The following is a 13215-nucleotide window of genomic DNA, read 5'->3' as shown; positions in this document are numbered from 1 at the left end:
ATGAACTCATGATTGGCTTGGAAATAGGACTGAACGCAAGCCTTCAGCCTTGCGCCAATCTCGCGGCCGCCTCCCGCCTGCCTATGAGAGGCAGAAAATCCTTGAGTTCCGGTCCCCGTTCCAGTCCCGTCAGCGCGAGGCGCAAGGGATGAAACAGAGCGCGGCCCTTTGCGCCGGTCTCCTGTTTCACGGCGTCGGTCCAGCTCTTCCACGTGTTATGATCCCACGGCTCCGGCGGCAACAGCGCCAGCGCCTTCCCGACGAGCGCGGCATCCTCGATCACGGGCGTGATCGGGCCCCTTGCGACGCGCCACCACAGATCGACATCGGCGAACACTTCGAGGTTCGCGCGCACGGCCAGCCAGAAGGCCTCGCCGCCATCGATACCGCGCGCCGCAAGCCGATCCGCCACCGCCTCAAAGGGCGTCGTATGCAGCAGCTTCGCGTTCAGTCCCGCGAGTTCGGCGGGGTCGAAGCGCGCGGGGGCGCGCGAGATCTTGCCGAAGTCGAACAGCTTCGCCAGCGTGTCGAGGCCGTCATGCGGCTGCAACGCCTCCGACGTGCCGATGAGCGCGGCATGCGTCATCACCGCGAGCGGCTCGAACCCGTCCTCCCGCAGCCCCGCGATGGACAGCGAGCCGATGCGCTTCGACAAGGCCTCCCCTTGTGCGCCGATGAGCAGATTGTTATGCGCGAAACGCGGCACGGGCGCGCCCAGCGCCTCGAAAAGCTGGATTTGCACCGCCGTGTTGGTGACGTGGTCCTCGCCGCGAATGATGTGCGTGACGCCGGTGTCGGCGTCGTCGGCCACGCTCGTGAAGGTGTAAAGCGGCGTGCCGTCCTCGCGGATCAGCACGGGATCGGAGATGGTGCCCGCGTCGATTTCCTGCGGCCCGCGAATGAGGTCGTCCCACGCGGTCGGCCGCTGGTCGAGCTTGAAGCGCCAATGCGGCTTGCGTCCGGCGGCCTCGAGTTCCGCGCGCTCGGCGTCGGTGAGGTTCAGCGCCGCGCGGTCGTAAACCGGCGGCTTGCCGCGCGCCATTTGCAACTTGCGCCGCCGCTCAAGCTCCGCCGCCGTCTCGTAGGCCGGATAAAGCCGCCCCGCGCGCTTCAGCTTTTCCGCCGTCTCGGCATAAAAGGCAAAGCGCTCCGACTGGCGGAACTCCTCGTCCCACGAAAGCCCGAGCCAGCGCAGGTCCTCGCGGATGCCGTCGACATATTCTTCCTTCGAGCGTTCGAGGTCCGTGTCGTCGAAGCGCAGCACGAAAACGCCGCCCTCGCGCCGCGCGAACAGCCAGTTGAACACGGCAGAGCGGATGTTGCCGATGTGAAGCCGGCCCGTGGGGCTCGGCGCGAAGCGGACTTTGACGGCGTTGGTCATGGATGCTCGGCTTTTGGCTGCGAAGCGGGCCTTTGCTTGTAGCGATTTGGCGGGGGCAGGTGGACGCTCACGGTTTTAGGCTTGTACCATTGAATGAACTTATCGCTTACGCCTTTTGCGTCTGCTTGCGTAGTAATCGAAGTGCTCGATCAGTCACGAAGCGCCAGCGCGACCGTGTTATGCCGACGCTGCGCGCTTGGCCGTCCTTTCCTTGCGGGCCTTTTTAGAAGCAGGAACGAAAGAGATGGCGAGACGGCTCCCCGTGGCGGCAGCAAAGCGCTTCAAAGTCCGCGTGGACGGAAGGCTGCGGCCGCTTTCAAGCCGGGCAATGACGGTCCGTGAGGTGTCCATACGGCTCGCAAGCTCATCCTGGGTAAGGCCAGCGCGGGCGCGAGCCTCGATCATCTCGCGGGCGAGCGCGAACTCCGTTTCGAGTTCGGCATACGCCTCCGCGTATTCGGGCTCATCCATCCACCGTTCGTGCAAATCTGTCACGCGAGTCATATCACGTCCTTCGCCCTTTTCAGGGCTAACTCGATCTCCTGGCGAGGCGTTTTCTGTGTCTTTTTCACAAACACACGCACCACCACCACTCTTTTACCCCTCGCCGTTACATAAAGCGCCCGCGCGATTCCGTCGGCGCCCTTCATGCGGATTTCCCAAAGCGCCCCATTGATGTGATCGACGTGCGGGTGGCCAACCTTCTCCAAGCCTAGCGCTTCAATCATGCGGGCGATGCGGACAAAGCGCGCCCGCATGTCGGCAGGCAAAGCCTCAAGCTCAGCGTCGACGGCGGCGTTCAGCGTTTCAACGGTCCAGTATGTCATATGTAGCAAATTTGCTACCTTGAGACAATAGACTTCGCAAGCGAAAATGTAGCTTTAGGATGGGTTGCACGCTCAGGGGGAATGCGGCATCGCTGACCGCAGCCAGCGTCCGCGCAAACGGCTCTTCCACCTAACTTGAGGCGTCACTCCGATTTCACTTTCCTCCCCCTCACCCCACCGTCTCACGAAACCGATTGACGATGGGATAGCGGCGGTCGCGCCCGAAATTCCTCTCGGTGATCTTCACGCCGGGGGCCGCCTGCCGCCGCTTGTATTCCGAAAGATAGAGCAGGCGCTCGACCTTTTTCACGGTTTCCGGCGCATGCCCGCGCGCGACGATCACGCTTAACGGCTCTTCGCGGTCCACGAGGCTTTCGAGAATATCGTCCAGCACGTCGTAAGGCGGCAGCGAATCCTGATCGGTCTGGTTCTCGCGCAATTCGGCGGTCGGCGCTTTGGTGATGATGTTGTCCGGGATCACGACGCCGCCCGGCCCAAGGCAGCCCTTCGGCACATGCTCGTTGCGGAAGCGCGACAGCGCGAAGACCTCCGTCTTGTAGAGATCCTTGATCGGGTTGAAGCCCCCGTTCATGTCGCCGTAGAGCGTGGCGTAGCCAGCCGACACCTCGGACTTGTTGCCCGTGGTCACGACCATGCCGCCGAACTTGTTCGACACGGCCATCAGCGTCGTGCCGCGAATGCGCGATTGCAGATTTTCTTCGGCGAGCCCCGGTTCGGCGCCCTTGAACAGCGGCGCGAGCATGCCGCTGAACGCCTCGACCGCCGGATGGATCGGCACGATGTCGTAGCGCACGCCGAGCGCTTCGGCGCAGGCGGCCGCGTCGTCGAGCGAGGCGTTCGACGTGTAGCGATAGGGCAGCATGATGCAGTGAACCCGCGAGGCGCCGAGCGCGTCCGTCGCTATCGCGGCGCAGATTGCGCTGTCGATGCCGCCCGAGAGCCCGAGGACCACGCCAGGGAAGCGGTTCTTTTCCACATAATCGCGAAGCCCTGTCACGCAGGCGAGATAGGCGGCTTCACGCCCTTCCTCGACGCGCGCATTTGGGCCGTCGACGCAGGCCCAGCCACCTGCGTCCCGTCGCCATTCGGTGATCGCAAGCGCCGTCTCCCATGCGGGAAGCTGCGCCGCGAGCGCGCCGTCGCTATTGAGCGCGAAGGACGCGCCGTCGAACACAAGCTCGTCCTGCCCGCCCACCTGATTGACATAAAGAAGCGGCAGGCCGGTTTCAGCCACGCGTGCGCGGGCGACGTCGAGCCGTTGGGCGCGCTTTTTCACCGTGAAGGGCGATCCGTTCGGCGAAACCAGAAGCTCCGCGCCGCGCGCCGCAAGCGAACCGGCAATCGCGGGCGTCCAGATGTCCTCGCAGATCGGCAGGCCGAGACGCAGCCCGGCGAAATCCACCGGCTCGGGCAGGGGCCCCGGCGCGAACACGCGCTTCTCGTCGAACACGCTGTAATTCGGCAGATCCACCTTGTAGCGCAGCGCCTCTATGCGGCCGCTCGCAAGCAGTGCAACGGCGTTGTAAACCTTGCCGTCCTCCCCCCATGGCGTGCCGACGAGCAGCGCCGGGCCGCCATCCGCCGTCTCCGCCGCCAGCGCGCGCACCGCATCCATGCAGGCCGCCACGAAGGCGGGCTTCAAAATCAGATCCTCGGGGGGATAACCCGCAAGAAAAAGTTCGGGAAAGACAACCAGATCGGCGCCGGGCGCGCTCGCTTGCCCGCGAGCTTCAAGAGCGAGCGCCACGTTTCCGGCGAGGTCGCCCACAACGGGGTTGAGCTGAGCGCAGGCGATGCGCAAGGATGCCGTCATGGCGCGTAGGTCTCCGTTCCCCGCCGACGAGAACGGCGAGATGGTGTGCAGGGTGCACCACAAATTACGTCACGTTGCACGATTTTACGTCGGATTACGGCAGACTTGCACACGAATTCAAGACCCGAATGCAGTCCCAGGCCTCGGTCGGCAGATCACCCGTCGCCAAGGGGAAGAGGCGCTTCAGCACGCGACCACAGGATTTCGCCAATCGTCGCCGTCGAGCGGTTGCCTAAACAGGCGCGATTTGTTATTTGCACTGAGAGTGTGCGCTGCGTACGCAGAGTGTGGCGCCGTGCCGGCTTAGCACAGTGGTAGTGCAGCGGTTTTGTAAACCGAAGGTCGGGGGTTCAAATCCCTCAGCCGGCACCACAACGTCACATTGCTGTATAAGGCTTCCAGCGGCGTTCGCGGAACGCGAGCCGTTTCGCTTGGCATTAAAGCTAAGTCCCAGCCCGAGACGGAAGACCTTCACCGAGTCTCAGATCACTTCGACACGTCTTCGCGCCTTGTCAGCGCCTCGCGCAAGGCTGAAAAGCGCCTTTCTCTCCTGCGGGATCGCGTTGCCATCCGTCGCCGAGAGCGCTGCAGCGCCGAGCCGCCGATGAAGCGGCACGACGCTGTTGAGCAGGTCAGGAGCAAACGTCATGCCCTCACCGTCAGACCCGACGAAATCCCTGCATCAGAAATCGATCTTCGTGCTGACCAGGAAGGTGCGTCCGGTTTCATAGAGAGGCTGCACAACGCCGGTGCCATACTCAAGACCGTAGGTTCCGCGCGCGGAATAAGTCGCATCGAAGATGTTCTTCACCTCGCCGCGAAGCGTCAGTGATCGCAGCGACGGCGGACGGTATTCGACAAAGGCATTGGCGACCTGATAGCCCTTGATCGTGCCGAACGTGCTATCCGTCCGTTGCGTGAGTTCGTCATAGTCGAAAACGATTTCGATATCGGCGCCGACGGTTACGTTCCATTGCGCGATGGTATGCGCCGCTTCGAGTGTCAGCACGTCGCCGATCGGGGCCGTGAGGTAGTTTCCAAGATAGGTGTCGGCCTTTTTGCCGTCGATCTCCGCGTCAGTGCGCACAAATCGCACGCGCGCGAAGCCGTCGCCCCAATCATAGGCGGCGCTGAGGTTGAAGCCGCGCGTTTGCACGTCGAAGGCGCGCAAAGGCTCCTTGTAAAGTGGCACGCGCGCATTATCGATTTCGGTCTGGAACACGCCCGCTTCGAACCGCAGGGCCCCGTATGGGATGACGAAGCCAGCGGTGTAGTTGTCAGACGTTACCGACTTCGGTCCGGCGCCGTAATTCCAGGCTGAGTTCTGGACGTAATTCTCCGCAAGCGGAACGCCCGCCCAGACATGGGAATACCCGGCCTTGACGGAAAGAAAGCTCGCCAGTTCGTATTCGCCCGAAACATTGGAGCTGAGGCCTTGATCGCTTGATTCAAAGCCGTTGACGCCCTCGAAGCGCTGGTGATCGCCACGCACGCCGAAAGACAGCTTCGTGCGCTCCAAAGGCGTCAGCCTCGCCTGAGCGTAGGCGCCGAAATTCAGGGCTTTTTCCGCTGTCGAAGGCGTATTGCCGATGTATTTTGCACGCTCGCGATAGAAATCCACGCCCGTTACGACATTTCCAAGCGACAAGGCGAATTTGTTTTCAAAGCGTCCGTTAAGGCTATCGGTGATACCTTCACTGGTGTAATCGTAAATGTATGTCTTTGTTACATACTGATCTATCATCACGTTCGATTTATTATAGGCCAGCACAATTTTTGGATCCCACCAGCCAACCGGCGTCTGATCAGTATAGGTGAACACTGTATTCTGCCGATCCAGCGTATAGGGGCGCAGGACGGGCCACTTCGACTCGTCTGCAGCCATTCGCGCGGCGTTCGCACGAAAGGGCCGGAGGGCGTCGTCCCGCACCTGCTCATGGCTGATCTCGAAGCGATGGCCGCCGGCGCTCTCATAGGCAAATTTGCCGAGGCCGCTCAGGAAGTCCGTCTTTGTGCCGAGCACTTCGCCTCCATTGCCGGCAGTGAAATTGCTTCCCTTGGCATAATTGAACGAGCCGAGGGCCTCGAAACCGTTCTGGCGTCCGTAGGCAGCAAGATTATTCGTCGAGGTATTGCTGTTGAAATTGTAGGTCGTCTTCAGAAAGCCGCCGACGCCATCCTGGGACAACAGATCCGCGACATCCTTGGTCTCGTAAGCGATCGCGCCGCCAAGTGCGCCTGGGCCCGCATCGGCGGGAGCCACGCCCGCATCGACGCGCACGGCCTTGAGAAGGCTCGGATCGATCACCGTCGTCGCGTTGTGATGGAAGACCTTGTTATTCTGGCGCGCGCCGTCAATCGAGACTGCCAGATTGGTTTCCTCGATGCCCTGCACATATACCTTCTGAGAGGTGGGCAAGGACGAACCGACCGTGACGCGCGGCTCTCCTCTGAAAACGCCCCTGACGTCGGTGGCGTTGTGACGTTCGAGGTCCGCGCTCGTGATGTTGACCTCGCTGACGCCGTCTCGCCCGATGCCTTCCCCCGCGCCTCTGACGTCGATCGTATCAAGAGCTATGCCCCCTGCAATACCGCCGGCGCCTGCGCCCGCATCTCCGCCCTGCGTCTCAATCGCGACCGTTCGTGAGCCCGTGAAGCGATAGGTCAGGTCCGAACCGGCGAGGATCGCCCCGAGCGCCGCTTCCGCCGAATGCCGTCCCTTGACGGGCTTTGAGGATCCACCGATAGCACCGGTTCCCGCACGAACCACCTGGATGCCGGTCGCCGCCGTGAAGTCGGCAAGCGCGGAAAGACGCTGCCTGGCCGGAATATTGAAATCGTAGGTGGCGTTCGCCTGAGCCCACGCCGCAGGCATATCGGAGAAGACGAACGATAACGCGCACATAGAAACACCGCAGCTCAGCGCTGCGATTCTTGCGTAGTTCTGCATAGTAATGCCCCACACCCATACTCGGGGCACGCGTCCAGCGGCCCCACCCATGTGTTCAACGGGCGGGAGGGGCAAACCCCGCAAAAAAAGTGAGACTCATCGATAGATCAGGGTCGCGAAGCCGGGCACAGACAAGATTCGGACGTTGAGCGCGCTTCGCACCGCCTCCAGGACAGTTGCCGGATCGTCGGCGCGAAAGGTGCCGGAGAGCGTGAGGCGCTTCAGCTCCGGATTGGCGAACAGGACGCGGCCGGGCGTCATTTTGCCAAGTTCTTCGACGACTCGGGAAAGGGGAGCCCGGTCAAGAATGATCAACCCACGACGCCAGGCGAGAGCCTGGTCAGGATCGACGGCAACGGGCGAGCCCAAGCTGTCATTCTGCAGCGCAACGCTCTGCCGCGCTTTCAGCCGCACCGGGCTGCGTGAGAGGTGTGCATCGGACACGGCAACCTCGCCACGCTCCACGGTGACGGCACCGGCCTCGCGATCGACCCCGAAGGCTGTACCGAGCACCTGGGAATCGACGCGCCCTGCATGCACGATGAAAGGACGTGTCTTGTCCGATGCGACATCGAACCAGACCCTGCCGCGCAGGAGGGTGATCTCGCGGAATTCCTTCCCCATACGACTGTCAAGGGCTGTATCGCCGTCAAGAAAGGCCATCGTGCCGTCGACCAGGCGGACTTCACGCCGTTCCCCGGGCCACGTCGCAACATCGGCGAAAGCACGGTCGAGAAGGCCCGCATCTCGCCATATGGCAACGGCACCCGAGAGGAGCACCATGACTGTCGCGGCTGTGGCGTATCTGAATCCTCGAAGCCGCTCCGCGCGCTGTTGCCTTTCAGAGCGGTCGGGGGCGCGATGCCAGCCGGTAGCCGCAAGCTGCGCCGCCGGGCGGTCGAGCGCCCCCCACAGTTCAGAGACATCGCGCATCGCATCATGATGGGCGGGATCGGCCGCAAGCCAGGTCTGATATGAGCGCCGCGTCGCTTCGGAGGCGAGGGGGTTGTTGAGGCGGACGAACCATTCGGTTGCCTCGCGCGAAGCCCGCTCGCGGTCCTCGCTGTCGTCGGTTGCGGATTCCATCGCAAAGCGTTCTCTCGCAAATCGTCAGTTCTTGAAGCGCGTTTAGACTTATATTAAGGCCTGAGCAGATTGAACCCCAGCGCTCTGGCCGTCGATTTCAGATGGAGAGGGCGCACGTTTTCCGGGGACGCTCGCTCGCGGCGGACAACGCCAAGCCGCAGAAACATGGCCAACGAGAGCGGGGAGCGCTTGCTCTCAACTTCACAAAAAACGCCAGCTTTGCCTCAAGCTTTCTCGCGCCGTCGCTTCCAGTCGCGACAAAATTCGAGGGCGGAGATCATTTCCTTCTCGACGGTAGAGACCGAGATGCCCAAGGTGCGTGCAATCTGGGGATGGGTCATGCCGTCGATCTTGCTCAGAAGCAGGATGCGCTGAGTACGACGCGGCAGCGTTTCCAGCGCGCGCATCAGCGCGTCGAACTCCATCCGGCTCGCAGCCGCGTCCTCCGGACAAACCTCACCGGCTTGCACCTGCTCGGTCGACACGCTCTTGGCATAGGTAGCGCGCACCTGCTCGGCCCGCATGGCATCGAGCGCAAGATTACGCGCCGTGGTGACCACCAGACCGACATCACGTTCCCTTACATCGCGGTTCATGAGTTTGAGAAAGGTGTCGTGAACAACATCCTCCGCCATGTGCGCATTGCCCGTGATCCGCCGGATCAGCCGATGGAGCCGACCTTGCTCAGCACCGAAAATGTTGAGCAGTTGCGTAGCAGACGACATAGCCCCCCTCATCGTCAACCAGCAGCCTGCTCGCGCCAAAGACCACGAGCTAAGGGCCGCCGCGCCCTAAAGTTATAGTAATTCTAAGCTGGTATTGCATGCCCATTTGATTAACCGCATTATTCTCAGAAATGTCAACGCCGCCTAGACGATTGTTTATTCAGATAAGCTGCGCGTCTGACGCGCTTGCAACACCGATAACGGAGGAAACGACTTTGAAAATTTGATAGCAGCGGTATTTAGCGTATACGGGCTCGGTGCGACCCGCACTGAAACACAATGAAGCTGGATCAGAACTCGGTCATTATATAATTATTCTAAATCTTTTTTGCAATTTGGCGCCCCGGCGCCTTGATTTTTACATGAGGACTTTCTGGAAAGGCGCTGGCCGCTGCGAGGCTGGAATCCGCAAGCACTGCGTTGGCCGGGTCAAGCTTCGGCGTGCTGGCCTCATCGATCATCGCGCTTCGTCATCGCGAAGCGTTCGCTCACGAGCAGTGGCCTGCAGCAGATCAACCGATCAGGCTCCATCAGCTCGGCGCCGGTCTCGCGCCTCTCACCGTGACCGGCGGCATCGTCGCCCCTCGCCGATTGCGCGTGCTGGTCGCCGCATCCGGCTTCACTCGCTCAACTTCGGTCCCTGAGACGGTGCAAAACTGTTGAGCGAGCCGACCATCAGGTTCCGCGCCCGCGCGGTGCTTGCGCGCGCGATACTGCCTCGCGCGCGCGGCCATCACGTCGCGGGCGTATGCCCCGGCAGACCGTCGACCGGCGCTTGCACGGCGGCGGTAACGGAAACGGCGGGCGCTTCCCGCAGCGCCGGGCGCACATCCGCCTCGCGCGGCTCCATCGCCCGCACCGTCGCCTTGCGTTCGAGCTTTCCCCAGCCGACCACGCGGCCCTGAAGCGCCCTCACCACGGACTTCGCCACCACGTAATACATCACTTGCCGGTAGCCGAAGCGCTGGAGCACGAGCCACCAGAGGAGCGAGCGGTCTTCCCGCTTTTCCAGCACGAACGCGATCAGCGCGGCCGACAGGTCCACGGTCATGAACACGGCATAATAGGTCAGCGTGATCATGAAGTTTTCCGGATTGAACTGCGAGCCATGCTGCAGGTAGTCGACACCGGTCCGCACGATCTGCACGAGGAGCAGCAGGTCCACCAGCGGCGATATCAGCGCGAGCACGATCTGGAACAGCCACACCTGCGGCAGCGCGACCATGCCCAGCGCGCCGTAGCGCGGATTGAGGTTGGCGGCGCGATGCTTCCAGAGGCATTGCAGCGTGCCGAATGCCCAGCGGAAGCGCTGCTTCGCGAGGCCGCCCATCGTATCGGGCGCTTCGGTCCACGCGATCGCATCGGCATCGAACAGCACCTTGTAGCCCGCGCGCTGAACGGAGATGGTCAAGTCTTGATCTTCGGCGAGCGTATTCGACGGGAAGCCGCCGAGCCCCGTGATTGCCTCGCGGCGCCATGCGCCGACCGCGCCCGGCACCACCGTAATGCAGTCGAGCGTCGCGAGCGCGCGCCGTTCGAGGTTTTGCGCCGTGATGTATTCGAGCGCCTGCCAGCGGGTCAAAACGTTGATCCGGTTGCCGACCTTCGCATTGCCCGCGACTGCGCCGACCTTCGGATCGGCGAACCAGCGCACCAGCCGCGAGATGGTCAGCGGCTCGAACTGCGTGTCGGCGTCGAGCACGACGACAATGTCGCCCGTCGCCTGCGCCAGCGCGAGGTTGATGGCGTGAGCCTTGCCGCCGTTCGAAGTCTTAATGAGGCTCACGCGCGGATCGTCCGCGAACTCGCCGCGCACGACGTCGGCCGTGTTATCTGTGGAACCGTCGTCCACGACGATCACGTCGAGCTTCCGGTGAGAAGAGGCGAGGATCTGCCGGATCGACGCGGCAATCACCTTCGCCTCGTTGAAAGCGGGGATCAGCACCGACACGGAAAGATCGTCCACATAAGGAGGATCGGCGCGCCGCTTCCGGCGCCGGTTGCCGTAAGCTGCCAGCCCGCACAGCACGACGAGCCGGCCGAGGCCGAGCGCGATTGCCGCGATGAACAGCGTCGTCAGCGCGTTCTGAAACATGTTCAGCGTGTAGAACATGTAGCGGTTGAAGACGGACGCAGCCTCGTCCGCGGGCACCGGCGGCATGGCGCGGTCCCTGGACCAGCTGGCCATTTCCGAAACCGTCGCGAATTCGAAGCCGCGCGCGCGAAGCTCGTCGATGATCCTCGGGAGCGCCTCCACGGTCGTCGTGCGGTCTCCGCCCGAATCATGCAGAAGCACGATCTGCCCGCGCTTTTCGAGGTCGGGGTCGGTCGACTGCGCAACGATGCGCTGCACGATCTCGTCGGCCGTGGGCTTCATCCAGTCGTCGGGGTCCACCTTGAGCCCCACAGTGACGTAACCGAGACGCTCGGCGACTTCGAGCGGGCCGATTTCCTGCGCGGTCGAAGGTTCGGCGTCGCCGAAATAGGGGGGCCGGAACAGCCGCGTCGACCGGCCCGTCAGCGCCTCGATCAGCCGCTGCGTGGCGTTGATCTCGATGGCGGCGACACTGTCGGAGACCTCGCCGATATTCGGATGCGTGAAGGTATGGTTGCCGAGATCGTGGCCTTCCGCCAGCACCCGCTGCACGAGCTTCGGACTGGCCGCGCCATTTTCGCCGATGATGAAGAACGTGGCGTGCACATTCTTCTCTTTCAGGATTTCCAGAATTTTCGGCGTCCATTCGGGACTGGGCCCATCGTCGAACGTGAGCGCGATCTTGCCGGGAGCATCGCCAAAACGCCGGATCACGAAAGACGCCGGCATCGCGGTGTAGTTTTCCGCAACGATGGTCGCGTTCTGTTCGTCGGTCTTGAAGGTTCGCGCGCCCGCCTTCGGATCGGCGGCGACCTGAAGAAGCTCGCCCTTGCCGATGAAATTCACATCCGCCGTGGGAACGATGGTTTCAAGGGAAGCGGGCGGGGAAGCGCCATAGCTGCGCGGCAGAACCTGCCACAGGGAGGGGTCTTCGGACCCCAGCCGCCAGATCGCGTATCCCGCTGGACGATACTTGTCCGCCGCGCGCAGATGGTTGTAGGCCGTCACCGCATCCATGAACCAGACGCGATGCGTCTGCCCGTCTTCCATATAGGAGAAGCGCGGGTTGAGCGTGGAGGAGTCGAGATCCACCGTCGCCCTGGCATCGCGCGCGGCGAGCATGATTTCCTGGAAGGTGAGATCTTCGGCCGGGGCCTTGCTGCCCACCGTCCAGTCGTAGCCGTAATTGCCGACAGCGACGATGGTATGCGCGGGGTCGAGGTCGCGCATGCGAAGGGCGAGACGGGTCGAGAACCATGACTGCGACGCGATCGGGCCGGGTTCGCCCTCCGCCCAATGCTCGTCATAGCCCATGAGCATCACGTAGTCGCTGACCTTGGCATAAGCCTTGTAGTTCCATCGCGGATCGTCGAAGGGAGCCGCGATGGAAACGACGAACCCCTTCGGCTGGAACGCGGAGCGAACTTCACCGAGAAACGCGAGATAATCATTGTGCGCGTTGTCCGGCACCTGCTCGAAGTCGAATACGAGACCTTGCAGCTTGTGCTCCTCAAGGAACGCGAGCATGCCTTCGATGCGGGCCTTGCGCTTTTCGGGGTCGGCAAGCAATCGGCCAAGGCCGGGACCATCCCATTTCGCGCCCGATGCGTTCTGGATCATGGCCATGATCGCCATGCCGGGTTTCTCGCGGCGGATGAGATCGAGCGCCTTGTCGTCCACCTGGATCTTGAGGTCCAGGTCGGGGCCTTGAAGGAACAGCCAACTCGGCGCCACCCAGTCGAGGCTCTGCATGTTGGCGCGAAGCGACGCGAAGCTCGAGTCGTCCCAGTTCACGTAATATCCGATGGTGAGCGGCTTTTCACGCCCCTCTCCCACAACCTTCGTTGCCTTCGCCTTCGCGGCAGTGGCCGAGAAGGGATGCTGCGGATGTTTGGTCTTCTTCTTGTCTGCCTGAGCCGCATAGGCGAGGCTGCGGGCCTGCGGCAGGAGATAGGGCGCTTTCGCGACGTCGTTCAGCACGGCGAAACGTTGCTGCGTCTGCGTGGCCTCCGGAAACGAGCGAAAGACGAAAAGGCTTGAAAGAAAAATAACCCCCGCGATGCTGCTCACGATCGCGAGCGCCCATGCTATGCGCGAGACATGCCCCGCGCGCTTGTTTCGAGGGTCGAAGAAAACGGGATATTGTGCCATGAGCCTTGCGGAATTTTACCCGCCCGAACGCGGGCGTCACCGGGTGAAGGAGAAGCCAGACAATAGGCTGCCCATCCTGAACGTCACCTGTACAGAACCAGATTAATTCGCATAAGACCCGCGATGACCCGGCGGAGTCTTTTTCGTCGCGGTGTTGCCGCGACGA

At 62.4% G+C, this 13215-nt stretch carries 10 protein-coding genes and 1 tRNA gene; 1 reads left to right on the top strand and 10 read right to left on the bottom strand.

Going from position 1 to position 13215, the window contains the following annotated elements; translation table 11 throughout:
- Positions 1-43: 43 nt before the first annotated feature.
- The 4 genes from gltX to QM659_RS09420 form a co-directional block, all read right to left on the bottom strand.
- Complete coding sequence (gltX, locus tag QM659_RS09435) at positions 44-1381, bottom strand: glutamate--tRNA ligase (RefSeq protein WP_415188225.1); 1338 nt, start codon at positions 1379-1381, stop codon at positions 44-46.
- Positions 1382-1558: 177 nt separating this feature from the next.
- Positions 1559-1852 carry a helix-turn-helix transcriptional regulator gene (locus tag QM659_RS09430; protein ID WP_415188224.1) on the bottom strand — a complete coding sequence of 98 codons (294 nt, stop codon included), beginning with the start codon at positions 1850-1852 and terminating at the stop codon, positions 1559-1561.
- Positions 1853-1881: 29 nt separating this feature from the next.
- Positions 1882-2208, bottom strand: a complete 327-nt coding sequence (locus tag QM659_RS09425; RefSeq protein ID WP_415188223.1) for a type II toxin-antitoxin system RelE/ParE family toxin — start codon at positions 2206-2208, stop codon at positions 1882-1884.
- Between the two features lie 169 nt (positions 2209-2377).
- Positions 2378-4042 carry an NAD+ synthase gene (locus tag QM659_RS09420; RefSeq protein ID WP_415188222.1) on the bottom strand — a complete coding sequence of 555 codons (1665 nt, stop codon included), beginning with the start codon at positions 4040-4042 and terminating at the stop codon, positions 2378-2380.
- 297 nt (positions 4043-4339) lie between these two features.
- Here QM659_RS09420 and QM659_RS09415 point away from each other — a divergent pair.
- Positions 4340-4414 (top strand) — tRNA-Thr (locus QM659_RS09415).
- A gap of 109 nt (positions 4415-4523) precedes the next feature.
- Here the strand turns inward: QM659_RS09415 and QM659_RS09410 are convergent.
- The 6 genes from QM659_RS09410 to QM659_RS09385 form a co-directional block, all read right to left on the bottom strand.
- On the bottom strand, positions 4524-4691 hold the full coding sequence (locus QM659_RS09410) for a hypothetical protein (RefSeq protein WP_415188221.1): 168 nt from the start codon (positions 4689-4691) through the stop codon (positions 4524-4526).
- A 33-nt stretch (positions 4692-4724) separates the two neighbouring features.
- Positions 4725-6947, bottom strand: coding sequence for a TonB-dependent receptor (locus tag QM659_RS09405; protein WP_415188220.1), 2223 nt, complete (start codon positions 6945-6947; stop codon positions 4725-4727).
- 141 nt (positions 6948-7088) lie between these two features.
- A complete protein-coding gene (locus tag QM659_RS09400) occupies positions 7089-8078 on the bottom strand; it encodes a FecR family protein (RefSeq protein WP_415188219.1) in 990 nt (329 codons plus the stop codon).
- A gap of 224 nt (positions 8079-8302) precedes the next feature.
- A complete protein-coding gene (locus QM659_RS09395; RefSeq protein WP_415188218.1) occupies positions 8303-8803 on the bottom strand; it encodes an RNA polymerase sigma factor in 501 nt (166 codons plus the stop codon).
- Positions 8804-9120: 317 nt separating this feature from the next.
- A complete protein-coding gene (locus QM659_RS09390) occupies positions 9121-9264 on the bottom strand; it encodes a hypothetical protein (RefSeq protein ID WP_415188217.1) in 144 nt (47 codons plus the stop codon).
- 272 nt (positions 9265-9536) lie between these two features.
- Positions 9537-13049 carry a glycosyltransferase gene (locus QM659_RS09385; RefSeq protein ID WP_415188216.1) on the bottom strand — a complete coding sequence of 1171 codons (3513 nt, stop codon included), beginning with the start codon at positions 13047-13049 and terminating at the stop codon, positions 9537-9539.
- Positions 13050-13215 lie beyond the last annotated feature (166 nt).

Source organism: Rhodomicrobium sp., from assembly GCF_047605405.1.
In the GTDB taxonomy this organism is placed as follows: domain Bacteria; phylum Pseudomonadota; class Alphaproteobacteria; order Rhizobiales; family Rhodomicrobiaceae; genus Rhodomicrobium; species Rhodomicrobium lacus.
This window is presented reverse-complemented; position numbering and strand designations above follow the sequence as displayed.

Excerpts from the sequence above, each read along its gene's own strand:
- gltX (WP_415188225.1), bottom strand. The coding sequence starts at position 1,381 with ATGACCAACGCCGTCAAAGTCCGCTTCGCGCCGAGCCCCACGGGCCGG.
- QM659_RS09430 (WP_415188224.1), bottom strand. The coding sequence starts at position 1,852 with ATGGATGAGCCCGAATACGCGGAGGCGTATGCCGAACTCGAAACGGAG.
- QM659_RS09425 (WP_415188223.1), bottom strand. The coding sequence starts at position 2,208 with ATGACATACTGGACCGTTGAAACGCTGAACGCCGCCGTCGACGCTGAG.
- QM659_RS09420 (WP_415188222.1), bottom strand. The coding sequence starts at position 4,042 with ATGACGGCATCCTTGCGCATCGCCTGCGCTCAGCTCAACCCCGTTGTG.
- QM659_RS09410 (WP_415188221.1), bottom strand. The coding sequence starts at position 4,691 with ATGACGTTTGCTCCTGACCTGCTCAACAGCGTCGTGCCGCTTCATCGG.
- QM659_RS09405 (WP_415188220.1), bottom strand. The coding sequence starts at position 6,947 with ATGTGCGCGTTATCGTTCGTCTTCTCCGATATGCCTGCGGCGTGGGCT.
- QM659_RS09400 (WP_415188219.1), bottom strand. The coding sequence starts at position 8,078 with ATGGAATCCGCAACCGACGACAGCGAGGACCGCGAGCGGGCTTCGCGC.
- QM659_RS09395 (WP_415188218.1), bottom strand. The coding sequence starts at position 8,803 with ATGTCGTCTGCTACGCAACTGCTCAACATTTTCGGTGCTGAGCAAGGT.
- QM659_RS09390 (WP_415188217.1), bottom strand. The coding sequence starts at position 9,264 with ATGATCGATGAGGCCAGCACGCCGAAGCTTGACCCGGCCAACGCAGTG.
- QM659_RS09385 (WP_415188216.1), bottom strand. The coding sequence starts at position 13,049 with ATGGCACAATATCCCGTTTTCTTCGACCCTCGAAACAAGCGCGCGGGG.